Source organism: Anaerosporobacter faecicola, from assembly GCF_012070565.1.
GTDB lineage: Bacteria > Bacillota > Clostridia > Lachnospirales > Lachnospiraceae > Anaerosporobacter > Anaerosporobacter faecicola.
This window is the reverse complement of record NZ_JAAQRO010000003.1, coordinates 33,774-59,594: the sequence shown is the minus strand read 5'-3', so window position 1 is coordinate 59,594 and position 25,821 is coordinate 33,774. Positions and strand designations below refer to the sequence as shown.

Annotated in this window: 21 protein-coding genes; 1 reads left to right on the top strand and 20 read right to left on the bottom strand. The window is 34.8% G+C overall.

The genetic code is table 11. The annotated features are described in order from the left end of the window. Positions 1-51: 51 nt before the first annotated feature. From HBB17_RS01680 to HBB17_RS01660, 5 genes are all read right to left on the bottom strand, one after another. Entirely contained in the window at positions 52-1,266 is a 1,215-nt protein-coding gene (locus tag HBB17_RS01680) for an LL-diaminopimelate aminotransferase (RefSeq protein ID WP_167955190.1), read from the bottom strand. A gap of 130 nt (positions 1,267-1,396) precedes the next feature. Then, positions 1,397-3,175, bottom strand: coding sequence for a methyl-accepting chemotaxis protein (locus HBB17_RS01675; protein ID WP_167955188.1), 1,779 nt, complete (start codon positions 3,173-3,175; stop codon positions 1,397-1,399). Positions 3,176-3,572: 397 nt separating this feature from the next. After that, positions 3,573-4,115 (bottom strand): ANTAR domain-containing response regulator, encoded by a 543-nt coding sequence (locus HBB17_RS01670; protein ID WP_167955186.1) that lies wholly within the window; start codon positions 4,113-4,115, stop codon positions 3,573-3,575. Positions 4,116-4,178: 63 nt separating this feature from the next. Further along, positions 4,179-5,501, bottom strand: a complete 1,323-nt coding sequence (gene glnA, locus HBB17_RS01665; RefSeq protein WP_167955184.1) for a type I glutamate--ammonia ligase — start codon at positions 5,499-5,501, stop codon at positions 4,179-4,181. 201 nt (positions 5,502-5,702) lie between these two features. After that, positions 5,703-6,308 (bottom strand): HAD family hydrolase, encoded by a 606-nt coding sequence (locus HBB17_RS01660; RefSeq protein WP_167955182.1) that lies wholly within the window; start codon positions 6,306-6,308, stop codon positions 5,703-5,705. A 587-nt stretch (positions 6,309-6,895) separates the two neighbouring features. Here HBB17_RS01660 and HBB17_RS01655 point away from each other — a divergent pair. Continuing rightward, positions 6,896-8,155, top strand: a complete 1,260-nt coding sequence (locus tag HBB17_RS01655; protein ID WP_167955180.1) for an FKBP-type peptidyl-prolyl cis-trans isomerase — start codon at positions 6,896-6,898, stop codon at positions 8,153-8,155. Positions 8,156-8,435: 280 nt separating this feature from the next. On the opposite strand, the gene HBB17_RS01650 is transcribed toward HBB17_RS01655, so the two are convergent. The 15 genes from HBB17_RS01650 to HBB17_RS01580 form a co-directional block, all read right to left on the bottom strand. Then, positions 8,436-9,143 (bottom strand): hypothetical protein, encoded by a 708-nt coding sequence (locus tag HBB17_RS01650; RefSeq protein ID WP_167955178.1) that lies wholly within the window; start codon positions 9,141-9,143, stop codon positions 8,436-8,438. 23 nt (positions 9,144-9,166) lie between these two features. After that, on the bottom strand, positions 9,167-9,307 hold the full coding sequence (locus HBB17_RS20730) for a sigma factor-like helix-turn-helix DNA-binding protein (protein WP_238483649.1): 141 nt from the start codon (positions 9,305-9,307) through the stop codon (positions 9,167-9,169). Continuing rightward, positions 9,265-9,603, bottom strand: a complete 339-nt coding sequence (locus HBB17_RS01640) for a hypothetical protein (RefSeq protein WP_167955176.1) — start codon at positions 9,601-9,603, stop codon at positions 9,265-9,267. The genes HBB17_RS20730 and HBB17_RS01640 overlap by 43 nt, the downstream gene beginning before the upstream one ends. A 119-nt stretch (positions 9,604-9,722) precedes the next feature. After that, positions 9,723-10,532 (bottom strand): class I SAM-dependent methyltransferase, encoded by an 810-nt coding sequence (locus HBB17_RS01635; protein WP_167955174.1) that lies wholly within the window; start codon positions 10,530-10,532, stop codon positions 9,723-9,725. Positions 10,533-10,948: 416 nt separating this feature from the next. Further along, positions 10,949-11,470, bottom strand: coding sequence for a GNAT family N-acetyltransferase (locus HBB17_RS01630; RefSeq protein ID WP_167955172.1), 522 nt, complete (start codon positions 11,468-11,470; stop codon positions 10,949-10,951). A gap of 148 nt (positions 11,471-11,618) precedes the next feature. After that, positions 11,619-11,885 carry a CD3324 family protein gene (locus HBB17_RS01625; RefSeq protein WP_167955170.1) on the bottom strand — a complete coding sequence of 89 codons (267 nt, stop codon included), beginning with the start codon at positions 11,883-11,885 and terminating at the stop codon, positions 11,619-11,621. 294 nt (positions 11,886-12,179) lie between these two features. Beyond that, complete coding sequence (locus HBB17_RS01620; protein ID WP_167955168.1) at positions 12,180-13,151, bottom strand: hypothetical protein; 972 nt, start codon at positions 13,149-13,151, stop codon at positions 12,180-12,182. Positions 13,152-13,459: 308 nt separating this feature from the next. Next, positions 13,460-17,608: a glycosyl hydrolase gene (locus HBB17_RS01615; protein WP_167955167.1), complete on the bottom strand. Its 4,149-nt coding sequence runs from the start codon at positions 17,606-17,608 to the stop codon at positions 13,460-13,462. Positions 17,609-18,171: 563 nt separating this feature from the next. Then, complete coding sequence (locus HBB17_RS01610) at positions 18,172-20,112, bottom strand: ABC transporter ATP-binding protein (RefSeq protein ID WP_167955165.1); 1,941 nt, start codon at positions 20,110-20,112, stop codon at positions 18,172-18,174. Further along, on the bottom strand, positions 20,072-21,883 hold the full coding sequence (locus HBB17_RS01605) for an ABC transporter ATP-binding protein (protein ID WP_167955163.1): 1,812 nt from the start codon (positions 21,881-21,883) through the stop codon (positions 20,072-20,074). The genes HBB17_RS01610 and HBB17_RS01605 overlap by 41 nt, the downstream gene beginning before the upstream one ends. A gap of 330 nt (positions 21,884-22,213) precedes the next feature. Next, positions 22,214-23,203, bottom strand: coding sequence for a leucine-rich repeat domain-containing protein (locus HBB17_RS01600; protein ID WP_167955161.1), 990 nt, complete (start codon positions 23,201-23,203; stop codon positions 22,214-22,216). Between the two features lie 741 nt (positions 23,204-23,944). After that, positions 23,945-24,604: a glycoside hydrolase family protein gene (locus HBB17_RS01595; RefSeq protein ID WP_167955159.1), complete on the bottom strand. Its 660-nt coding sequence runs from the start codon at positions 24,602-24,604 to the stop codon at positions 23,945-23,947. After that, the gene (locus HBB17_RS01590; RefSeq protein WP_167955157.1) at positions 24,588-25,085 is read right to left on the bottom strand and encodes a phage holin family protein; all 498 of its coding nucleotides are present in this window, start codon (positions 25,083-25,085) and stop codon (positions 24,588-24,590) included. The genes HBB17_RS01595 and HBB17_RS01590 overlap by 17 nt, the downstream gene beginning before the upstream one ends. Before the next feature lie 212 nt (positions 25,086-25,297). Continuing rightward, on the bottom strand, positions 25,298-25,450 hold the full coding sequence (locus HBB17_RS01585) for a hypothetical protein (RefSeq protein WP_167955154.1): 153 nt from the start codon (positions 25,448-25,450) through the stop codon (positions 25,298-25,300). 16 nt (positions 25,451-25,466) lie between these two features. Beyond that, entirely contained in the window at positions 25,467-25,814 is a 348-nt protein-coding gene (locus HBB17_RS01580) for a hypothetical protein (protein ID WP_167955152.1), read from the bottom strand. Between the last annotated feature and the right edge of the window lie 7 nt (positions 25,815-25,821).

The window sequence follows — 25,821 nt, the reverse complement described above, 5'->3', positions numbered from 1 at the left end:
CTATGTTTGAAGGACTTCAAATTAAATGTGGGCTTTTTCCAGCCCAATCTATTACAGTCTCTTCATTCTATTCAAAGCTTCTACTGTATTCTCATAAGAACCAAAAGCTGTGAGTCGGAAGTATCCTTCTCCACTTGGTCCAAATCCAGAACCTGGTGTACCTACAACATTTGCTTCATGTAATAATTGATCAAAGAAATCCCAAGATGTCATTTGATTTGGTGTTTTTAACCAGATATATGGGGCATTCACACCACCAGATACGGAATATCCCATCTTACTTAATTCTTCACGAATCAATCTTGCATTGTTCATGTAATAAGCAATCTGTTCTTTCGTCTGTTTCTTACCTTCTTCTGTATAAACAGCCGCTCCTGCAGCTTGAATAATATAAGGAGCTCCATTGAATTTGGTTCCATGACGTCTTGCCCATAAGCTATTCAATGTAACATCCCCAGATTTTAGCTCTTTTGGAATAACCGTAAAGCCAAGTCTTGTTCCAGTAAATCCTGCATTCTTTGAAAAACTTCTTAATTCAATAGCACATGCTTTAGCTCCATCACATTCGTAGATGGTGTGAGGTACATCTTCCTCTGAGATATACGCTTCATATGCCGCATCATAAATAATTACAGCACCTACTTTTAATGCATAATCCACCCATTTTTGTAGTTCTTTTTTGTTGATCGTAGAACCTGTAGGGTTATTAGGGAAACATAGGTAGATAATATCTGGTTCCTCTTTTGGTAATTCAGGTGCAAAATTCGTCTCTGCCGTACAAGGCATATAGATTACATTACTCCATTTTGCCTGATCTTGTAGATATTCACCTGTTCTGCCTGCCATTGCATTGGTATCCACATATACAGGGTATACAGGGTCACATACAGCAATCTTATTGTCAACAGCGAAGATATCTCCAATGTTACCAGAATCACTCTTTGCTCCATCACTAATGAAGATTTCGTCCATTGCAATCTTAACACCACGTGTTTCGTAATCGTTCTTAATGATTGCCTCTCTTAAGAACTCGTATCCAAGATCTGGTGCATATCCTTTAAATGTTTCTTTTTGTGACATTTCATCTACTGCTGCATGCATACGATTGATTACTGCTGGTGCTAATGGTAATGTAACATCACCAATTCCCAAACTGATGATTTCTTTTTCTGGATTTTCTGCTTTATATGTTCTTACTTTTTTTCCAATTGTGGAAAACAAATAACTACCAGGTAATTTTAAATAATTCTCATTAATTTTAAACATGATGTTACCTCCTACAAACTGTACTATCCATTTATTTTCTGTTATTTTACTCTAAAAAACTTATTAATGCAATGTGATTTCAGTAAATGAATAGATACAATTCGTATTTCGCATAACCAGAGGTATCCGTCTATAATTTGAATTTACCAATTTCGCTTTGTAAACGTAGACTACTTTCCTTCGTAATATTAACCTGATTTCTCAATTCTACCGATTCATTCGTAACCTCCATTATCTTCGAGGCAATATCACTTGTTCCCACTGCTCCCTGATCAGCTGCTTGGGAAACTTCATTGATTGCATGGATAACATTCTCAATGGAATCCTTTAGTTCTTTTGCAGTCGTACTAAAATTGTTGAATAGGCTATTTACTGCATTGGCATCTTTGTTATACTCATCAGCTACATTACCGAATCTATTGTAATCCATTGTCACTTTTGTTGATACAAAATCTAATAATTTTGTTGCGCTCTCCGATAGATTTTCTACAGCAAAAGTAACTTCTTCTGTTACTTCCTGGATTCTTGCAACCGTATTCTTAGATTGTTCCGCAAGATTCCGAATCTCATCGGCTACAACAGAAAAACCTCGACCTGCTTCTCCCGCTCTTGCTGCTTCAATTGCTGCATTGAGCGCCAACAGATTCGTCTGACCTGTAATTGCCATGATGGATTCTGATAACAATTGAATTTCCTCCACAACCTTGACATTTTCTAATGCTTCCTGTAATTTCTGCCCTATAACATATCGCATATCGCTAGCTGTCTTTTGCGCTTCTTCCACTTCTTCCTTGGTGGAGTTTGCTTTTTTGTAAATCTCACTGGCTAATTTAGAGCCTTCTATTGATTTATTTGCAATTATATTTGTAGCTGAATCAATGGCATTTGATGCATGGATCATTTCTTGCGATGCCGCTGATGTTTCTTCCATACCGGCTGCCAGTTCTTCTGTAGTAGCTGATACGTCTTCCAAATTACTATTCAACTGGTTAACGCCCTCATTCACTTGTTCTACCACTTCAAGAATTCGGTCCGCTTCTATATTGGTTTGCTGAATTAATTGATGAACCGAATATTTCATATTCTCTAATTCCTTAACTAAAACACCAAAATCATCTTTTCTATTTTGAATATTCTTAGGTAGTTTTGCTGTAAAATCCCCCATTGCAACTTGTTGAAGATAAGTGCAAACACTTCGAAATGAAGCATCTAGCCGCGTGGATAACCTTACTGTTATTAATATATTAATAATAATAACAACGATAAGAATAATCATCATCTGCACTACCATATCATTTACTTGCTTTCCTTGTTCCAAACGTTTTTCAGCAAGAATCGATTCTATATCATCTGTATAGTTTCCTGTACCCACTACCCATTTAAATGGCTCGAATGCCTTGCTATAGGATCGTTTTGGAGAAGCTTCTGTCTCCCCTTCTCTCGGAAACCAGTAATCTGTGAATCCACCATCTGGTTGCTGTCCAATTGTAATAATTTCTTTTCCCATATGAAAACCATTCACATCAACAACTTCCATACGACTGGTCCCTTCTATTTCCCTTTCTAAAGAGACCACATTAATTCCTTCAAAAGTATCAATCCAGAAATATCCATCTTCCCCATATCGCAATGTACGAACGATATCCGCTGCTATTTGTTTTGCCTCCTCTTCAGTGAATTCTCCCTCTTGGTATTCATCATAAATTGCTTCTATAACTCCAATCGCTGTATTTACCTGCTCTTTAATATTCTTATCGTAATTCTCATACATCGTCGTTTTAAGAAGCGATAAAGATCTAGCAATATCTTGCTTAATATTAAGGATTGCTAACACACACATAAAAATCGTAACCCCAATTAATGCTCCTGATAGTAATAAAACTTTTGTTCTCACTTTTAAATTGTTCATTTCCTTCTCCTTTGTTTGAATTTTTTCTTAAAGTAAGGAGCAAAAGGTATTTGCCCTTTAAGTTAATACAACTCGCTTTGTCTTTTCTGCTACCACAAATTTTGTAAATTGTATTAATATGCTGCAAAATCAAACATAATTTCCATTATTATTCTGAATTAATAAATTATATATTAATATTTTACCATTTCTTGATTATATAGACAATATTATGCGTATATTGTTATATTTTCTTAGCGTTTTCTTAGCACGGCTTGAGTTTTTGGTAAAATTTACACATTTTGTAGTGTTTTGTTATTATTAATATACAAAAAGTGGATTATTTCATATTAAATGAATAATCCACTTTTTGTATAAACCTTTTTATCCCTTATGTATCAATTAAGCTAACAATCATCTACATCAGACACAAGATCATCTGTGCTGTCTCTACGATATTCGTACCATTATCCATGCTCGTTTTCTGAATGTAACGATGTGCTTCTTCTTCTGTCATATTATTACGGTCCATAAGTACCATTTTTGCTTTTTCAATCACTTGTTTTTCTTCTTGTGTTCTCTGCTTTGGTTTCTCTCTTAATCGCTTTCTTCTTCTCGTATAATTATATGTCATCATCTGAAGTGTATTAAGTAAATCTTGCGTCTTAATTGGTTTTCCTAGACAAACAATATCATTATTCATACAATCTTCGAATTTTGTTGGGGAAGCAACCAATAACATTTCAAACCCTTTTGGAAGATAATTATGTAGATCGCTATAGAACATATCGGTAAATCGATATGCACTAATCACGATTCCGCCATCCAGTTCATTGGCGGTAGCTATTACTTGTGCACCTGTTGTGCAAATTGCATCGATTTCATGCCCATTTCGAACAAGAACATTCTTGATCACTTTTGCGTCGTCAATCTTAGGAAATGCAATTATAATATTCATCATATGTTTGTCTCACCTCCAACCTAACAACCGGCATTTCGCCATTATAGAATTCCGGTTGTCTGGTTAGATGCGATATAGATATTGCTCTACTTCCCACGCAGACACCTGAGAACAATAATCGCTCCATTCCCTTTTCTTTGCTTCAATGAATTTCTCTGCAATCTGTTTTCCTAAAACACTTTGTATAAATGTATCCTGTTCCAGGGCTTCTATGCTATCAATTAATGTTTTTGGTAATCTCTTTATCGTCCGGTTATCCTCTTCCTTCTTAATTGTATCATCTGGTAAGGATTCAGGCATTTGCGCTTTTGTTCGAACCCCCTCTAATCCTGCTGCAAGATACAATGCGAAGACCAGATATGGATTGGCTGAAGAATCTGGAGAACGAAGTTCAACCTTACTGTTTTCATCAAAATCATTTGGTACTCTGATACTTGCATTACGGTTATGCACCGACCAACCATTGTATGCTGGTACATTATAATTGGGAACCAGACGTTTATAAGAATTAATAATTGGATTGGCTATTGCTGTAATCGCAGAATTATGTTTTAAGATTCCAGCGATGAACCATTTTGCTTCCTCACATAACTCCCCTGCTTCATCAGACGTTTCGAATATATTCTTTCCATCTTTGAGAATGGATAATACAACATTCATCCCTGATCCCTTCGAATCATTCAATGGTTTTGGCATAAATGTTGCATGTAAACCATGACGTTTTGCAATAATTCGTACAACCATACGGAATGTCATAATATTATCTGCTGCATTTAATGCACTATCATAACGGAAATCAATTTGATGTTGGGAAGCACCTGCTTCATGGTATGAGGCCTCTACTTCGAATCCCATATCTTCTAATGTTAATACAATTTCTCTACGAACATTTTCTCCCCGATCAATTGGTCCTATATCAAAAAAGCCACCTTTTTCCTCTGTCTTTGTAGATGGACTTCCGTCTTCTTCTGCCTGGAAGAGATAGAATTCGCACTCCGAACCAATATCAAAAGAATATCCCATCTCTTCTGCCTGTTGTGTGATCTTCTTCAATACAAAGCGGCTGTCACCTTCAAATGGTGTTCCATCTTTATGATATACATCACACAAAAAACGAGCTACTTTTCCTTGCTGTGGTCTCCAAGGAAAAATCTCAAATGTATCCAATACAGGATGGAGATATAGGTCTGATTTATCATTACTTGTAAATCCTTCAATCGCTGCTCCATCAAATTTGCATTGGTTATTCAAAATTTTTTCTAATTGGCTTGTGGTTACAGCCATATTCTTTAACGTACCATAAATGTCCGTAAACTGAAGACGAATAAACTCCACATCCTCTTCTTCTACCAGTTCAATAATATCCTGCTTCGTATACTTACTCATTGTAACGTCCTCTTCCTTTCCATATTTACGAATTTAAATGATGATGCCAAGGTCAAACGTATCATTTGCCCTGCGTATGAATCCTCTATTATGTTCATTTCCAAGTATTTTTTTGTCTACATATGTAAATAGGGCATAGGAATTCATATAAGAACGCCTTTGCCCTAATTAACTTAATAATAGCAAGTGCCTCTATTTTTGTCAACGAGTTTCTACACCAAGCTTGGCTAACATCTGCAGTGCCTCTTCATATGTGGTAAATACAATACCATGAATCCCATTTTTCCTTGCTGCTTCTATATTCACTAACCGATCATCAAGAAATACACATTCCTCAGGTACGAGGTCATACCGTTCTAGTAACAGCTGATAGATTCTGTCATCTGGTTTAATTAGCTTCACCTGATAGGAAAGGATGTACCCATCTACTTCTTTTAGGAAATCAAGTTTGTCACATTCTTCATGTAATTTTTCACTAAAATTCGATAAGATATATACTTTATACCCTGTTTTTTTCAAATGTCGAATCCAATCTAGTGTATAGGAATACAACTCTACCGTTGGGTTTATATTCGCATACACTTGACGTATCTCCTTCTCTACAGAAGGATCATTTTTTATGAATTCATGCAGTAATTCGTCTGGTGTTAATACTCCTTTATCAAACTCATTCCATGTTGAACTTAATACTGTTGCTTTCGCTAACTTTTCAAATACTTCATCGGAATATCCAAAACTATGATAATACTTCTCCCAACAGAAGGCCATTAGGACATTTCCAATATCTAAGATTACATTCTTGATCACCGTATTCTCCTCTTTTCCTATTAGAATGATAAATCAAATTACTCACATACCGTTTTCCCTAAGTAAAACTTTCTTTCGTTAATTTGCACAAACACTAGTTAATCTCATGTAATACAGGACATAGTTTGATGAGCAACTGTATGAAGTCGTTGGTGCTTTGGCTCTGTACTTTAGAGCCTTATGTACCACTACGAACTTCAGCGGGGCGAGAGCGTGCCCGGAGTGAACTATGTCCTGTATTATATGTTAGTCAAACTTAATTTGTGCAAATTGACGGACCTCAACATAAATAAGGGCTTTTGACACCCGAACCTAAGTAGGTATTTGCGTGGCTATAAATAATTACAACTAGTTTATCATTATATTCAAAGACCGTCAAAATAACTTTTTACGCTCGAATCATTATTTTTCACAAATAAAACATAATTTTTGTTTACAATAGGAAAGTAGTTCATTAAAATAGAATTAGTAAACTATTCCTGCTCAGATGAAATACTGGTTAAGTGTCAAACTTTGCTCTTTGATATATTCTATACAGACAATACAATGGAAGGATAGAATGGACAAGTTCAGCTGTTTAGAAAGGAATGGTAAGAAATAAAGTTCATTGCGAACAGAAAGAGGTTAACATGAAACAAGAGAAACAAACAATTGATTCTTCTATGAGCTTAAGTAAACAAAGGAAATTACAAAGACAAAAAGAGATTGCTCATCAGAAAAGACAGAAAAAGATTAACAAGATATTGGGGATTGTCGTTGTTGTAGCTATTATAGCTGGAGTTGGTTCTTATGTTGGATATAAGATTTACCGTAATGCTACCAAGATTGTAGCAAGTGATGACTATAGCAAATACATTGCTGATAATGGTTTTATTGATGGGGTTACTGCTACTGAGGCAATTGATCTTTGTGACTATACGGGAATTACCGTTCCATTAAGTGATGTTGAATATACAGACGAATCTGTAGAATCCGATATTCAATCACAATTGGAACAACACAAAACTTTAGATAAAAAAACAACAACTGCTATTGCAGATGGAGATAAAGTAAATATTGACTTTGTAGGAACCGTAGATGGTGTTGAATTCGAAGGTGGTAATTCCAAAGGAGAAGGTTCCGATCTTACAATCGGTAGTGGTACATTCATCGATGATTTCGAACAACAATTAATTGGCCACAAAGCTGGGGATGCGGTTACTGTTAATGTAACTTTCCCTGATGATTACAGCAATGATCCTACTTTAGCTGGTAAAGACGCTGTTTTCCAAGTTACCATTAATGGTCTCTATGTCAAACCAGAATTTACAGATGCATTCGTTAAGGAATATCTATCGGATTATGCTTCAACTGTAGAAGAATATAAAACATACTTAAAAGATACAAACTACAATACAAATCTTGATAAATGGCTTTCTGATTACTTAGTAAAAGAAACAACAGTAAAATCTTATCCAAAGAAATATTTAAGTCAATTAGCTGCGACAATGAAGAATTCTGATTACAACTATTACGAATCAATGAAATCTTACTTCGCTGCAATGAGTCCAGATTATGCGAATAAGAGCTTTACCGAATATATCGGTATGTCAGAAGTAGACTATGATAAGCAATTACGTTCTGCTGCAAAGGAAACTGCAAAAGCAAACTTGATTTACCAAGCAATTCTTGAAAAAGAAGGCGTTACTGTAACTGTTGATGATTACAAGGAATATATGCTTGGTAAGGGAGCAACCGAAGAGGATTACAACAACCAAATCAAACAATATGGTACGGGGTATTCCGTTCAGCAAATGGTTAAAGTAAAAGCTCTTGAAATTCTAAAAGGAATGGTAACTGTACAGTAATAATTCCTATAATGAAAGGGTTCTGAACAAGATATAAAATAAAAAACAATTTTCATAAATAGCAATCGAAAGAAACATCTTATGTTCTCTTATACGCTATTTAATGAAAATTGTTTTTTTATACACATTTGGTTATGATAACACGTGAATTGCGGAGGTTTCCGCTTTGTTGACGTTGCATCTCAGCGATTGCGAAGGTTTCCGCATTATTGACGTTGCATCTCAGCAAAACAGTTGCCTTTTAGTTCCACACATTTGTATACATCAGAAACGAATCCCATCAGTTCATAATGGTTTGTGTAATTTTCCATTCCGAATCAAGTTGAAATGCGATTTGTTCGGTTTCTCCATTTTCCAATACATTCTCTAAAACAAATGTAACAGTTTCCTCCTCAACCTTTGCTTCTACAATTGGTTCCATAGGTTGCTTCGTAAACTGCTTTGATGTTAACTGCGACAGTTTCTCTTCTTCTATAATGCGACTCCCCTCATAAATCACACAATAAAACTCTCCCGTTACACGTTCTTCCTGATTCTGTATAAGTAAGATTCCCTCTTTCAACTGTATCTCTATATGATAATCCATTCCTTCTTTAACAAATGGAATTAAGCATACCGTATATGCATCGGTTAATGCAATCTCTTGGTTCGTTTCTGTATCGATCTGTTGTAGATATTCCTTCCATTCTGCTTCGGTTTTTGTCCGTTCAACCTTGAATTCATCTGTTGTATCCTGATTTGCAACATTGACTCCACTTTGCCCTAACGGTTGGCTGGACGTATTTTTCTCCTTGAACACATTGGTTCCAACAAGCAAAACAGCCAGACTTGCAGCAGTTGCTAATATTCCTATGGTTGTTTTACGAATGGTGTTCTCTTTCTTTCTCTTTTGGATTTGTTCCGTATCATGAATCATTCGTTTCGTTTCCTGTATCAGTTCCTTTGGTGCATGAATCTGGTCAAACGAATTCTTAATTGTATGCTTCACTTATTTCACCCCTTCAGATATCGTTATAAAATCTCTTTCCCCTCCAGCTCCTTCTTCAGTAGTACACGAGCTCTTGATAATTGTGATTTCACGGTAGATTCCTTTTGTTTGGTAACTTCCCCTATTTCTCGAACAGACAGTTCCTCATAATAAAATAAATACAAGACGATTCTATATTTCTTCGGTAAAAAGGATCAAATCCAATTGGAATCTGTATACTCTGGGAACGATCCACATACAGGATATCATCTGCATATTCCGATTCCGTAGCACCATACTTTTCTCTCAATGAAGAAAGCAACACGGTATTATCCATCGTGGCTGTTTCATTACCATCTGTTGTTACAGGCGTTTGATTCTCTGACCTAGGATCTTGTTTCTTCTCTCCACAACCAGATAACGCCATTACTGTTGCAAGTGTCAGACATAACACCTTGTTCCTATACTTATTTACTTTCATATATCTATTCTCCTTTTCCTTGTGATTTCATAGTTCATATTGATAAACTAAACTTATAAGTTTTTGTTTTATACTAAGAATACTTTTCACCAAGGCAAAAGGTTGCAAAGAAAAAAAATTTATTTCCTATTATGATAAATCGATGCTTTCAAGCTAAATGAAATCGGATACTTATCTTTATTTTGGACATATTCATATAATCCTGTGCCTTTTATCTCATCCATATCCCCAATATTATAATAATTTTCTGGGTATTCATTGAAAAATTCTACGTGTAATCCTGCTCTTGTCAAAGCATTGATGATGTCCGATACGGTATGCATCCAAAAGTAATTCTTGGCACCCTCCTTGACTTCTGATGCATATCCTCCGATTTCTTCCGATTCATCTGGTTCCTTTCCGAAATACGGATACTTAATCTCTGTCACATTCTTTCCTAACTTGCTCTCATCGAATGACAAAAAGAAGGGATGCGAATCAAAGATATAGAAAAATCCATCTTCACTCAATAAATGAGATATCGTATTAGCCCAGACATCAAGATCAGGAAGCCACCCTAATACTCCCTCTGAAGTAAATACGATGTCATATTGTCCCATATGTAATTCAGATAACTTCATGATATCCGATTCAATGAATTGTGCTTGATTTACACCCAGCTCTTTTGCTAACTTCTTGGCATAAACCACATTGTCTGGTACCAAATCCACCCCAACAACTTCACTTGCTCCCATTTTCGCCAATTGAATCGTATCCGCACCTGTATTACATTGTAAATGTATGATACGTTTTCCTGTAACATTTCCTAACTCCTTTTGTATAATAGAATTGAGCTGATACGCTCCCTTCTGATATCGATTCAAGAAAGTTGCATAATGATCCTGTGATAACAATCCCCATGCTTCTTTATTACAATCTATCTCTTTCATTATATGTCCTCCTACTAATCTCTAGTTTACCTTACTATCTCAAACTTCGCAGTTCAATTGCTGTCGTAAACCTATCATATAAAGGCGTTTTCAGCAATTAATATATCGAAACGCCTATGGAAATGTGCATATTTTTCTTATGTCGAGTTTTCTGGCTTTCACCAAAAAAGTGCAACTGTTTGACGAGCTTGCGAGGAGTTTTGCACTTTTTTAATGGTTTTTTGCCGGAAAAGTCGATATTAGAAAAATAGTACATTGGAATCAAAGTGGAGATATATTAATTGCTGAAAATGCCTTAGGATACCCCTTCAGGGCAGCAATGAACTGCGTAGTTTGAGTTACTATCATTAATAACGTTCTTCATAAATGGATGAAATCTGTATGATTTCAAAACAAAACGATAAGAGTAAATCTACTTAGTCTTTCTTATTATCAAAGAAGAAGATATCCCCCAATGTTCCATCCTCATACTCTGCACCTGGATATCCTTCCACTAATCGATAATTTCCGTTGGTATAGGTATCTACTACTGTATTCCAAAACTTAACAGAACCAATATTCTTCGGATGTCTCTTTAACTGCCATTTTCCTGGAAACATATCGAATATCGCATAAGCAACTTCTTTTCCAATGCCTAATCTTCTATACTTGAACATAACAAAAAACTCTGCAATAACATGATCTACTGGTACATCTTCTGCTTCTGGATAATCATTTACCATAACAAATCCAGCTAGTTGTTGATCCACTAAGATAAAGAATGGATGGCGATTTTCTTCTGTCCAGTAACAATCCAGATATTCATATCCATATAAACCAAGTTTATTCACCCCAACATTATTCCATTGGGAAAACTCATAATCGTATTTTTCCAACAGATTTCTTAATATCTCTTTTTCTTCATATTCTACTCTCTTTAGTTCCCATATTTTCTTCATTATCGTAATTCCTCCTTATATATCCCCTGTTTTCTTACTATACAATAGTTATACGTTTTCTCCACTACGTTGTCTAGTGTCATCCTAATTTTAAATATGGATAGCACAAAAAAGGAGGGCTGCTGTTACGCTGCTCCTCCTTTTCTTTTTATGTACGCCTATATACAATTCTTTTAATGGAATCATAAGATAGATGATACTCTTCCATCAATTCCTCAATTCTATATCCAGCTTTCTTTTTCTGCTTAATCTCCAGATTTCGTTCTTCCAACGCTAATAATGGTCGCATATTCTCTCCCCGTTCACGTTGTTCTTCTTCCGATCGTGGAATATATAATAATCCATTCCGAAAATATTTTCGTATCTCAATCAAAAGTTCCTCTGGAAAAATCTCTTTAGCATTCACATATGACATAACAGTCACTCCCTCTAATATAGTAGTCTTCTATTAGAGTGCAACACAGTCATATTCTTGCGATTCAAAGGATCGCTCTATGCATCGAATCGCTATATTCTATATGTTCTGTGCTGCATAGAGTTGATCTTTATTCATATTTGCTTTCTTAATGTATAACAACTGATCTAACATAAAAGCACCTCCTCTTGTGTAATGAATGATATAGTATCACTATAACATAGGTGTAGAATTATCGTCAAACTCTGTCTGGTTTAAAAGCATCGAAAATAATACTATCCATATACATCATCCTTACAAAATTGCAAAATTAACATACTTAATTATCTTCCATACGAATATAAGCAAACTGATTATAACCAAAACGATTGTAGCAATAGCAATATTTCTATTACTTGTTTTCAGCCCTTGTACTCCACAATAGACCTCAATTATTAGAATTATTACACCATAGCTTACTCCTGTAAATGATAATAGTAAGCCAAATATCGAAAAGATAAATCCTATCGTGGCTAATTTTTCTTTCGATTTCGTATTATTCTCTACGAAAGTTTTTAGCGAATTATCTAGCGAAAAATCTTGTTGGTAGTGATTTTGTGTGTATTGTCTTTTTATGTATTGATCTTGTGCATATTGGTCTTGTGTATATTGCCCTTGTGTATATTGCCCTTGTGTATATTGGTCTTGCTCATATTGGCCTTGTGTATATTGGCCTTGTGTATATTGCCCTTGTGTATATTGCCCTTGTGTATATTGCCCTTGCGTATATTGGTCTTGCACATATTGACCTTGCGTATATTGGTCTTGCTCATATTGCCCTTGCACATATTGGCCTTGTGTATATTGCCCTTGCGCATATTGCCCTTGCATATACTGCCCTTGTACATATTGATCTTGTGAATATTGATTTTGTAACGTCTGCTGATTTTCATATTTTTTTAACTCTAAAAATAATGTCTCTAGTGAATTCTTATATGCTTGCTTTGGTATTTTACTTACAAATCCATCTAAAGAATACGGCTTTTCGAATTTACCTAAATACGCGTAGACTGTAACCATATTTCCATATATATAATACTCAAATCCTCGATGACCTGTTAGATAATTCTTTAGAATATAGTAGTTTGCATTTTGCTTTTCCTCATACTGAAAACCATTTGCCTTTAAGTAATTCTGGAAGATCTGATTGATTTCCTCCGGTGATGAATTAATCCGAAATAGATACTGTGTTTTCCTTCTACCCATGATATGAACTTTTTCCTCCATTTTTTACATATTCTATTAGCATCATAGTACAATCATTTTTGCATGTCAATGCGGCATATTACATATTTACCCTTTTTTTGTTATTTTGTACATCTTCATACATATTTTATCATTGCTATTATTTAACCCCAGAAGTTGGCTGTATCCTTTCTCCCACTAGGGCGGATTCGGAACTTTCATCCCTTCGTGTCGTGCAACGCCAGGCGCACATAAAATAACCACACCATCGAATATAATTGGTGTGGTTATTGATTTTACTTATAAAATTAACTAGGGGGGCTGAAAACAGATTACCTATTTGTTTTCATTTAATTTTCTTTTACTGTAACGACCGTTTTATACGCCCCCTTTACCTTTCCGATTTTAATATATGTAGTAATTGTCGCTTTTCCTGCTTTCTTACCAACAATAACTCCACAATTATTAACCGTTACTATCTTCTTATTACTTGATTTGTATGTAATCTTTGCCTTATATTCACTCTTTATGATTGGCAACAGATACATCTTTGTTCCTTTTTCTATACTACATGATTTTTGTACAATGGCTTGTTTTGCTCTAGGTACAACCTTTTCACCTTTCACCTTGCAACTTAAGATAACATACTCTTGATCATGGTACGCGGTAAATGCAATCTTTCCATTCGCATCAACGGTATATGTCGTCTTATTCATATTTTCTAGTGTAACATCCTCACTATTATATCCATATATGTATACTTTATCGCCAGGTTTTGCACCCATTGTTGAAGCAACATCTACAAGCACTGTCTTACTTTCTGCGGTAGCTGTGCCATTAACCTGTGTTACGATATATTGCGCCTTCTTATCCTTTTGCAACAATTCCTCTACTAATGTTTGAAGTTTTGAGTCCTTCAATTCTGCTTTCGGAATAATGCTAACCGTTAATTCCGTAGCAGTTGGTTCATCCTCTATTCTGTCTTGATCGACTGCTTCATTCCCTGTACTGTTTCCGGAAGTATTGTCTGATCCGGAATCTGATGGATTACTTGGCAATTCATTCTTTACTAATTTGAATTGTGGCTCCGTTACATCTGATTCAATTGCGGTTATTGTATCATAATAGATTGTACCAGACACGTTACCATCTTTCATTGCTTCGGATTCATCAATCGCATTTACCCACAAACCAAATGATGCCACTTTTCCACAGTCTTGAACAAGACCGCCTTTCGGTTTACCACTTACATCACGACTACAAAATTCTGTAAAAGGAATTGTAACTAACATTGGTTCTGTTTGGTTTTTGTACCCGTTATATTGGTTCAGATATACTTCATACACCGTATCATTGGCAGTAATCTGAATTACAACCAATTGATTATGCCCATCCGGTATTGTATAGAATTGAAGGGCATTGCAGGAAGACCAATCTACCTCTTTTGCTATTGTAGCTCCAGCCCAACCGCCTTCTATTTCCGTATATGAAAATTGTAATCCGTATTCACCAAGATTGTGTGCTTTCTTCTCTGTATCCAATGATAATGCTATATTACAGCCACTTGCTTTGTTTGTTGTCCATTTTTTATTCAATATGGCATCCATACCATAATAATTTTCAAATCCATCGATTAAGAATGGATCTTCTACTGGAGGCTCAATATTATAGGTAAGCATTATCTCATCAACCGTTTCATCATTTATGGTCAGTTGCAACACTCCATTGCTTTCTCCTAATTGCTCCAGTATTTCCTTAGACAATTCACCTGTGTACACTCTACCATCTATAGAATTGGCTTCTACCGTTACGGTTTTCTCCCCTTTGAGAACAAATTGCACGCAATCTTCAACTGCTATATTATTAACTCTTGCTGTCATTGTTACAGCGTCCAAGATTCGACTACTAGAAACAGGCGCTGTTATATATCCCGTTGCCTTTGTCATTGCTGCAGAAGCTACAATTGGTATACTGGACAAGTCTTGCAATGCTTGTTTTTGATTGCAAGAAAAGACACTTCGATTGTCATTAAAGAAGTTAATAAATTGATCAAGCATCTCATGTCCATGTAATGTACCGTCCTCATTTACAGATGCAACATATGGCGTATAGTATCCGTCTTTTACTCCAAAATTAGCCCATACTAAAAAGTAAGCGGCATCTGATTGATCAACCACATTCATTAATTTTTGATACCATTCCAGATCTTGATTACCTGTTTTATGTAATGCAGTCTGATTATCTCCTTGATCTTTCGTGCTAGAAGCAACACCAACTTCTGTTACTGCAAATATCTTATTATGCATTGTTGCGAATTGGTTCACCAATTGTAATTGATTCTCGAATTGAACAAACCATTTACCATCTGCTGTCGGATCTGTATTATACATATCAAACCCAATCATATCTACATAAGCATCTCCAGGATATCGGACAGCAAACTCATCTAAGGTAGAGGCTTCCGAGCCAGGACTATATACATAGATTACATTATGAATATTCTTCTCATCTCGTAAATATTCTACCGTATAACGATAGACATTCTTGTAGGTTTGTGGATCACAAAATGCAGCTCCCCACCAGAACCAACTACCCGTATTTTCATGAAATGGTCGGAATAAGATTGCACCATTCACTTGGCTCGCATAATCAGCAATCATATCAAGATATGCAGTAAATACCTCATTATACGTCCCACCAGGAAGGATTTGATTCATTACCTCTCCCGTTAAAACATTCGGTGAATATCCGCTAAAATCATATTGCGAATAGGTATGTACTCCATCATATAATTCATTCGTTCTGTCCACGATTGAGAAATTAGGCATATGCGAAGATAGCGTTATAATCGCACCTTTCTCGATATTTCGATTCGTAAGTGTTGCTGCCGCTTTTACATTTCCTGCTGCTGTCTCTGGTAGTAGTTCTACCCCTTCTTTCGAAGCAATTTCCTCATTGTACCGCTTTGCACTATATTCATTGGAGGTCAAAGAAAGGGTATCCATGCCAATTACACCTGCATAGGAACCTGTGACATCATACGTATCTGAATCAGATAATGTGTTTGATCCCGCTTTGTGATGGGTATCATTCTGATGACCAAATATTACATTGTCTGTTTCGCCCATTGCTTTCAGATAGGCGTATGTCTGTTTTACCGCGTTGCTTGCATCTTTGTCCACCAAACTGATTTCTGTAGGAAGTACTGTCGTCTCCTGTTCCCCATTTGCTTTCGTTGTTACAAGATTCCCGCTATTGACATTGACTTGATTCGCACCTCCTGTAGCTACTACTGTTGCATCCACATAATTGTCTTCTTTTGAAGTTTTTTGTGATAATACGATATTATCTAACCAAAGTGCTCCTTTATAATCTGTATTCACCCCAATAATTTGTAACGCTACTTGATCTAATGTTTCACTGGTTATTTCATTCGCAAACGCGATATTCACCGGTAACTTATATATAGTACCCTCAACCAATTCTCCTTGAGATAGATCTAATTGTAGTGTTGCATCTCCATCATTTGTATAAATCTTGATAGAAAATCCCCCCGTAGTCATACAAGCGGTATCATAATAGAAATCAAGGTCTGCATTATTAAGACCTTTTAATGACATCCCCTCTTCATAATGGGTAACCGCAATCTGGCTCCAAGAAGAAGTCACATTACCCGAATAATCAACCACTACTTTTAATTTATCTGTATCAAAACTAACACTTGAATTGCTTGTACCATCATACTGATATTCCCAACCAGTACCATACTCCCAACCTTCTTCATCTGTTGCAAATGGCCAACTCTTCAAGATTGTTACATCGTAATCACTCTCTGAAACTTCTGATAATACAATATTATCAAACCAGAAACTTCCCTTAAAATCCGTATTCGACCCGATTACTTGTATTGCCACTTGATCATAAGTTGCCCCTTCTAAAGGCTCCGCAAAATTCATTGATACATGGAGTTTATAGTAATCCTCACTAATCTTGGTAGCCTTACTAAAATCAATTGCACTACTGGCACTACCATGATCTGTATATACTTCCATGTTAAAACTTCCTGTTGACATGGAGCTTGGATTATAATAAAGGTCCCACTCGGCTTTATTCACTCCTTCTAATAACAGACCAGATTCCCAATGCTTAATGACCGCTTTACTATAACCTTCCCCTACATCTGCGCTGTAATCAAGATCAACCTTCAACATTTCATCATCAAAAGTAACATTTGAATTGCTTGCACCCTGATACTTATACTCCCAACCTGCCGCATACTCCCAACCTTGTACATCCGTATCAAAACTCCAGGACTTTACGACATTCTCTTGCGTGTCTTCCGCACTTACAGGAATGGAAGGCAAATTGACTGAAGTTACCGTTACACAGAAAGCTAACATAATTGCCTGTAACCTCTTACGCAACATTTTGTTGTTTTTTACAAATTCAGTAACAATTTTACTTCCATAAGCCCCACTTTTTACCTCTTTCCTTCTCACAAACACCCTTCTTTCTTCTTAATATAGTTTTTACTACCTCTATAGAAAACCAATTCCTATTAATATGGTTATCTATCCTTACAATTTCCCCCCGTATAACCTTCCTTGTACTGCACACGATTCGTGTAAATACATAAACCGTCAATAATCTTTTATTTTTTACTTTATTTTAAGTTATTTTTAATTTTAGGTTATTTTATTTTTTAATCTTTTTTAAGTATATATTATTTTTATTTTTAATTCATCATAGAATATTGTTTTTTTTAAAGCTTCATTGTTTTATTTTTTCTCTTTTCTATACTTATGATGGCAAGGGGAAAGGTCATTTCATGAGACGAAACCAGACGTGATACCCTTTTGTAGATACGATGATGGGGAGTCTCTTATAAAGATACATAAAACAAGGGCTGCATAAATCGAATGCAGCCCTTGTCTTTATTCCTCTTTATTATTTTCTTAGAATACGCTCCTTCGTAGCTATAATATAACTTCCTACATTTTTTCCATCTTAGTTCGCATCATAATTCAAGCATCTATACATGTCAATGCGACTTATTACATAATTATCCGTTATACTGCCCTGCCTGTGCATTCCACATATTCCGGTATTCCGCACATGAATCTAATAACTCCTCATGGTTTCCAACTCCAATAATTTTTCCCTGGCTCATTACAAGTATCCTGTCAACCATTTTAACAGAAGCTAAGCGATGCGTGATCAGTATCGCTGTTTTTCCCTTACATAATTTCATAAAATAATTGTATATATGTTTTTCTTCTATTGCATCAATTGCAGATGTTGGTTCATCAAGTAAGATCAATTCATGATGTCGATTCATTCCACGCGCGATTGCGATTCTTTGCCACTGTCCTCCTGACAGATCAACACCACCGAATTCTTTGGATAAGACCGTGTTGATTCCATCCGGGAATGATTTTGTATTCATTTTCAGATCCACTTTTGCTAACAACTTTTCTATATTTTCTTCCGTATTTTTTTTATTCTTCCATTCCATATTTTCTTCTTTATTTTCTTCCTTAAGTTTTTCCTTCATTTCTCTATTATGCTCTTCCGTATCTTCTTCCGTAATTCCTTCTTCCTTCTTTTCAAACTCTTGCTGATAATCGCTGAGTAAGATATTATCTTTCAATGAAAGTTTATACTTACCGAAATTCTGGAATACAGCAGATGTATTGTTGTATAGAGATTCTTTCGTACACTCTTCTATATTGATACCGTTATGATTTATCGTTCCATTCTTGGGGCTATATAGACCAATCAGTAATTTCGCTAAGGTACTTTTACCAGAACCATTCTCTCCTACGATTGCAACTGTTTCACCAGCATATATCGTACAAGTTAAATCTTTTATTGCGTATTGATTGGTATTCGGATATTGAAAGGAAACATTCTTAATCTCGATATCTCCATGTTTTTGTAAAACCACACTTGCCTTCTTCTTCTCTGGTAAATCTAAGAATCGCAAAAAGTTCTCAATTTTCCCACGCAATTCCATAGAATAGTTGATTGTTTCATTGATCATATCTTCTGTTGCTTCATATATACTATCGATCGAACAGAAGATACCACCAAACATACTAATATCAATGTTTCCTTTCGCTAATTGATCGAATAATAGTATGATAACTGCAATATATCCAAACAAGGTAAGGGATTGCATCAGTGCATTGATCCTATAGGCTTTCTTAAAACTATGCAAAGAAACCGTATTAAAACACTTCATACTTTCTTCTAATTTCTTTCGAAAGAATGGAAAAGCTCCTGATACTCTTGTTTCTATAAATGAATCTTTCCCCGTAATATAAGAAGAATAGGTTGTACAACGTCTTTTGTATGGCGCAATCTCATCTTCCATATCACAGTAGATTTTTGATTTTATAATCTGGGAAGCGATTTCAGGTAGGAATAGGAATACAAAGATTAGTAATAATATTGGTTTCAGACGAAACATATAGATTCCCAATATAACATAATACGGTACATACAAAAATAGCATGGTAAGAAATGTATTCGTAAAATTTCTTCCGATTGCAGCACCTTCGTATGATTTTGTTATTTGATCAAGGACTGTACTTTCTTGAAATTGAATTAATTCCAGCTTGCTACATTTCTTATTAATCTTATCTCCTAGATATTGTTCCGCTTTTGTCGCTAGTATCTCACCTAAGGTATTATATACGCCATTAAAGATTTCATTACCAACCTTAATTAGTAAAAAAATGAATACGTATTGTAGCATCAAGCTATAATTTGTTTCATGGGAGTATAGACGTAGCACAACCGTAAATAACTTTTGTAGATATACTATGACGAGTGCTCCCAAAACTCCATCCATAAATGCAGCTACATAATTAACAAGAAACATTACTTTAGAAGATTGATACATATATGGTAGTAACCTTTTCAGTAAATAAACGATTGACTTATATTTTCTTTTTTTCTTACCTGTTGTGCCCACTATACCAACTCCTTTGCGTTTCATACATCTCTCTATACACCGATTGCTGTTCTAACAGACTCTGATGACTTCCCTGCTCACAGATCCGTCCATTTCGCAATACCATTGCTTCATCTGTATATTGTACGGTAGATAGACGATGGGTAATGATAATAGCTAACTTATCCTCGGGTATCTTATTCATTACGTTATTAAAGGACACCTCACTTAGTGGATCCAAAGCGGCTGTTGGTTCATCAAGAATCAGAATAGGCGAATCACTGAATAAACATCTGGCAATGGCTATCTTCTGCCATTCCCCACCTGATAAGTCAACTCCATTCTCCTCTAATTTTCCTAGTTGTGTATCATAACCATTTTCTAGCCTATGTATGAAAGGTGCTAATTCCGCATCTTCAATTATTCGATTGATGCGTTTATCATTGGAATCCTTATTTCCCAATGTTACATTCTCTCTTATTGAGATTTGATAGCGCGCAAAGTCTTGAAACAATATAGAAAAATACGATTTCAACGTTTGGTAATCCAGTTCTCTTCTTTCTACCCCATTGATTAGAATTTTCCCTTCATAATCATCATACATTCCCACTAATAATTTTATGATTGTGGTCTTCCCTCCACCATTGCTTCCAACCAAAGCATACTTATAGCCTGATTTCAATTCAAAACTCAAATCACGAATAACGTAGTTATCTTGACCTGGGTATTGAAACGATACATGCTGAAATTCAATTGTATGTAAACTACTTTTACAAACGTTTTGTTCTTTAGCCGTCAGACAGTTTACATCTTCCTCCAAATGCATTAATGCATTATAATCTTTCATAAACATTTGTTTCTTTCTAAATTCTCTAATCTCACCAGCTAATTGCCATGTAATCTTCTGTACCATATCATTTTCTGCTTTTACTAAACTAATAAAGATACCAACCGTAATTGTATTCGTTTTGATTGCTGGTAATAATAGAAGAATTAATATAACCTGTACTAGAATCGCAAGTATATTGGCTACTTTTATCTTTGCCATGATTATTATGGTCGCTCGAGAGATTAACTGGGTCACTTTCTGATATTCCAGATTCCACATACGATTCATCTTGTCTGTATAAGAGAATAACTCCCGTTCTTCTGCTTGGTCCCTACCAGTCATCATACTCTGCTCGTACCTTATATTTCTCATATGTTTCCCAGTTTCTCCATATACATCGTAATCATATTGTCCGCATTTTACAGCAACATATAGGATTGGTATTGCAATAAGAAAGAATAGACACGCAGTAATCGGCGTCTTAAGAAATACAATGCAAAAGATACTCAACGCCTGTATTACATACGTGAATAGATCTAAGATATTCATAAATCCCTCTTGAAAATTCTTAGCCGGGTTTTCTGTTATTCTTTGAAACAAATCTTGTATTTCTGTTTTTTCTATTAGCTGATACTGTACAGAAGCTTTTTTCGTTACAACTTGAAGATTAATGGTCGTATGTAGGGAAATCTCCTGTGATTTTATCGCATATTTTTTTATATTCATCATTCCGTAGTTAAATATCATAACTATGATATATGGAATGAGCAGCAGGAATAATTGCTCAAAGTTTTGATTGCTCTTAACAATCTCCATTCCATGATCAAGTAATCTTGTTGTAATTATCACAAGGATACTAGGATAGAAACCGCTCCAAATATAACAAAACAAGATTAACAGTGTATGTACTTTCGATACTCGATATACCCCAGATAGATAATCAAGTACTGAAAAATTTTTTCTATCCTTTTTCTTATCCTTTTCCATTCTTTATTCCCTCTCATAATACATTATTTCACTAACTGCATTGGATTTTGTTATTTTAGCATTAGCATTTTATGTTACATTATTACATTTTCTAGTTTATTCTAGTGTACAATATACATTACTTCGTTTTCCTTGTCAAATTATACTGGATTTCTTATAAGGGGTAGCTACTTATGACATAAATACCGGGACTTCATACCTTATTATTTACTATTTCTTCTTTTTCTTTACATGCAATTAATGTCTTCTTCTGAATAACCAAAAACACGCTATACTGTCTTTCAACAATATAACGTGTTTCTACTATAATCTGTATTCTATTATAATAATTTAGGTAATTGCTTTTATCTTTACTTTTTTGCTTAAACCATTCTTCTGAAACATTGATTTATATGATTTCAATTTACTTTCTGGAACCTGAATAATAACTTTCTTATTGATGCCTTTGAACGCCCCTTTGAAGCAACTTTTTATCTTTTTGCTTTTAACTATGATTTTATTTAGGTTCTTGCACCCTTCGAATAATCCCTCTCCATATTCACCTTTTTTTATATATTTTACATTTTTAGGTATTGTAATCTGCTTGATTCCCGATTCTTGAAATGCTCCTGCATAGATTGTTGTCACGGAATTAGGGATAGTGACCTTCGATAAATTCTTACATCCATAGAATAGATATTCCTCTATTTTTTTAATATTTTTTGATAACTTAATAGTCTTTAATTCCGTACAGTTACTGAAGGCTGAACCACCAATTTTTTTTACACTATTCGGTATATTAATTTCTACAATACTACTACAATTACTAAACGCTCCCATTCTGATCTCTTTTACTTTACTTGATAGTTTTATTTCTTTTAATGTTTCACAACCATCAAATGTAAAATCGCCTATTATTTCAATACTTTTTGACATTGTTATTTTTTTCAAATTTATACAAGAAAAAAAGGTCATATCCCCAATGTATGTAACTGTATCTGGTAATACAACTGTTTTCAGTTCAGTAAAGGAATCAAAATTTCCACCACGCAAACCCGTTATCCCCTCTTTTATTACTACATGCTCTACTTCCTCACCCCAGCAGAACCAATCTGTTTCCGAACTATGTCCGTCCATTCGATTTTCTTCCAAATCCTTAGTTCCCATAAATGTTAATGTTTTTGTCTTCTTGTTATATGTCCATGTATTGCCGTTCATATCAACACCCTTGGTAGGTTTTGAAGTTGCGTTGATTTCGTGACTCGTAACCAATACTATCACTAAAGAAAGGATACAAAACAAAGCTATTGATTTCATTAATTTACGATATTTATTTAACATCGTTTACCTCCTTCCCTGCGATCCAAGATTTCAAAATTAATTATACCATAGGAATACGCAATATAAGATTCGAGGTCATTCCCCAATTTCCGATTCTTTTGTATCTGGTAAAACTACTCCTCTTTGTATCGACTTCACGCTACCTTAAATAGTAGCAATATGTTTTCTCCCAGACCAGTACCCCTTTACACTCTCTTCCTCAACACATTATCTCCGGTGTTGGTTAACACTACATTTGCTATATACTGGTTGTCCCATTACTTTTACTCTCACATTTTTATCATATCACTTTATAGCTTTGTATAATATGCTATTTTATTACTATTTTCTCCTTTTCCTAAAGTTTTATATTATACAAAAAAACACGTTATACAGTCTTTCAACAATATAACGTGTTTTTCGTATATAATCATTATTTAATTATGACAATCTATTACACTTCTCGATTTTATATCGTGAATTAGAACTTACCAGCCTTAGCAGCTTCTTCAACAGAAACAGCAACAGCAACTGTCATACCAACCATTGGGTTGTTACCAAATCTAATATTATTTAATTTAACGATTTTTTTCATTTCTTTTTTCTTTTTAAACCCCTTAATATATCATGCTTAACACAGATTGTTCTGTATTTATTATTACATAAAATAATTTATTAGTTTTTATCATTTTCTTAATTTGGGTGACAAATCGGTGACAATTGCTTAGTATTATTCTTAGTATTGCATACTTCTTCTTTTATTTATACACACAACTTATTGATTGTCTTTTCTCCTACTGTCCAACCGTCAGATTTACTTTCTTTATTCCACCCTAGACTCGTCCAATAATCTAACACAGCTTGCCTTGTCATTTCTCCGTAGATTCCATCAACCACTAGATTCGCATTGCTTACTTCATTAAGTTTCGTCTGTAACCACATAATTTCCAATTTGCAAGATTTCTTGTTAACTTTCTTATCTGGAACTAAATACATGTCTTCGATAAATAACTTCTTTTCTAGTGATCTTCTCTTAACCAGCCCTGATAGTACCTTACCACCAGCTTTATTCCATTTTGCAAATTCTAAAGATGATTTTACATAATCTTCACAATTTAACAATTTTAATAAGGTGCTATTCTTCAATGCTCCTGGTCCTAAGTTATATACAAAGCTTACTAGAGAATCAAACATATTTTGAGTTATTCTTACTTTTACCAGGTCATTTACTGCCCTTTCAAATTTTATAACGTCATTCTTAAGATATGTAGTTGCTTGAACATTAGTAATTGTTTGCCCTTCATATACTCCTCGAGTATGGCCATAACCTATAGTAAGAACACCTGCAGGGCATCTGTATGCCTTCAATCTACAGCCTTCGAATTGTTTAATTAAATCTAATCCTCTATTGCTTATTTTCATTCTCTTCAGCCCCTTTCTTCTCGACTTTTCCCTTTAATACTACAATTGCATCAATAAGGAAGTCTGGTATTCCTTCTGCCCCCATACGTCCTGCATTTTCTATAATCGATAATAATTCATTGAGAATAAACCAAACTGTTACTAATAACCCAAAGAACGTTGTTGTAGGCATGTTTATGTTAAGTGTAGCTGCTATCTTAAAAATAATATAATCGATAACAATTGCCACTAACACGACAAGTATGTAGGCAAACTTCTTGAAGATACCTAACATCCCCCTTTTACTACTCCAGCCTTTTGTCAAATCTTCTGGATTTTCAATTGACTCTTTCTTCGATGCTGCCATTCCTGATATAAAATCTATTACCATAACAAATGCAAAAATACTTAGCACATAGAATAATATTCCTAACTTTGCACTGATTGCAGCTATTACCGTTGAAATTGCTCCTTGTACTGCATAAACTCCTGTTCTATTCATAGTTTTTCTTTCCTTTCCTCGCTGCGGTATCACAATAAAAATTGCCATTCGGCTCAAATTGTTTGCAGAACGTTCACATAATATTCATCAACGTTCCATAGTTCCTACACATTTTATTGTTATTATTAATTCATCGAAAGAAGCTAATAACCTTTTTTATATAGATTATATTTCATAAACCTCCCCCTTTTTCATAGGAGCCTCAACGGCTCCTAATTTTTTGTTACTGTACCATCTACATTGACAATATAATTATCATCACTTAGTTGTGTATCTATAACCTTCTTAAACTCTGGATACTTAGCTACTACTTCATTGTAAGCAAGCTTTCCTAGTTCAATTCTTCCTGCTAACCATTCTGGCATGTTGCACATCTCCTTCCTATTGCATTACTAGATAATCAAGTACCTCTTGTACCTTGTCTAATTGTGCTTTTAGTTCAATGTTTTCTAGTATTAGTCTTTTAATTTCATCTTCTGCATTGATCGGCTCTGTATATTTTTCGTTTAGATAAAATCCTTTTTCTTCTGTATAACAGTATTTCATTTCTTTACAATCTTCTGGAATACTTTCAACTTCAAATTTGGTGTAGTTCTCTCCAATAACATAAAAGTTGTAATTATCATTTGTTACCTTCCACTTGTTGAATGATTCATCAAAAACTCCGTATTCGATTGAACTACCAGTAAATCTACACACATTATTATTATTATCTACTAATATAAACATTTCCTTC

What these genes read in the sequence shown, in the direction of transcription:
- HBB17_RS01680 (WP_167955190.1), bottom strand. Translation starts at nt 1,266, where the DNA reads ATGTTTAAAATTAATGAGAATTATTTAAAATTACCTGGTAGTTATTTG.
- HBB17_RS01675 (WP_167955188.1), bottom strand. Translation starts at nt 3,175, where the DNA reads ATGAACAATTTAAAAGTGAGAACAAAAGTTTTATTACTATCAGGAGCA.
- HBB17_RS01670 (WP_167955186.1), bottom strand. Translation starts at nt 4,115, where the DNA reads ATGATGAATATTATAATTGCATTTCCTAAGATTGACGACGCAAAAGTG.
- glnA (WP_167955184.1), bottom strand. Translation starts at nt 5,501, where the DNA reads ATGAGTAAGTATACGAAGCAGGATATTATTGAACTGGTAGAAGAAGAG.
- HBB17_RS01655 (WP_167955180.1), top strand. Translation starts at nt 6,896, where the DNA reads ATGGTAAGAAATAAAGTTCATTGCGAACAGAAAGAGGTTAACATGAAA.
- HBB17_RS01640 (WP_167955176.1), bottom strand. Translation starts at nt 9,603, where the DNA reads ATGAAAGTAAATAAGTATAGGAACAAGGTGTTATGTCTGACACTTGCA.
- HBB17_RS01635 (WP_167955174.1), bottom strand. Translation starts at nt 10,532, where the DNA reads ATGAAAGAGATAGATTGTAATAAAGAAGCATGGGGATTGTTATCACAG.
- HBB17_RS01630 (WP_167955172.1), bottom strand. Translation starts at nt 11,470, where the DNA reads ATGAAGAAAATATGGGAACTAAAGAGAGTAGAATATGAAGAAAAAGAG.
- HBB17_RS01625 (WP_167955170.1), bottom strand. Translation starts at nt 11,885, where the DNA reads ATGTCATATGTGAATGCTAAAGAGATTTTTCCAGAGGAACTTTTGATT.
- HBB17_RS01620 (WP_167955168.1), bottom strand. Translation starts at nt 13,151, where the DNA reads ATGGAGGAAAAAGTTCATATCATGGGTAGAAGGAAAACACAGTATCTA.
- HBB17_RS01610 (WP_167955165.1), bottom strand. Translation starts at nt 20,112, where the DNA reads ATGAAACGCAAAGGAGTTGGTATAGTGGGCACAACAGGTAAGAAAAAA.
- HBB17_RS01605 (WP_167955163.1), bottom strand. Translation starts at nt 21,883, where the DNA reads ATGGAAAAGGATAAGAAAAAGGATAGAAAAAATTTTTCAGTACTTGAT.
- HBB17_RS01600 (WP_167955161.1), bottom strand. Translation starts at nt 23,203, where the DNA reads ATGTTAAATAAATATCGTAAATTAATGAAATCAATAGCTTTGTTTTGT.
- HBB17_RS01595 (WP_167955159.1), bottom strand. Translation starts at nt 24,604, where the DNA reads ATGAAAATAAGCAATAGAGGATTAGATTTAATTAAACAATTCGAAGGC.
- HBB17_RS01590 (WP_167955157.1), bottom strand. Translation starts at nt 25,085, where the DNA reads ATGAATAGAACAGGAGTTTATGCAGTACAAGGAGCAATTTCAACGGTA.
- HBB17_RS01585 (WP_167955154.1), bottom strand. Translation starts at nt 25,450, where the DNA reads ATGCCAGAATGGTTAGCAGGAAGAATTGAACTAGGAAAGCTTGCTTAC.
- HBB17_RS01580 (WP_167955152.1), bottom strand. Translation starts at nt 25,814, where the DNA reads ATGTTTATATTAGTAGATAATAATAATAATGTGTGTAGATTTACTGGT.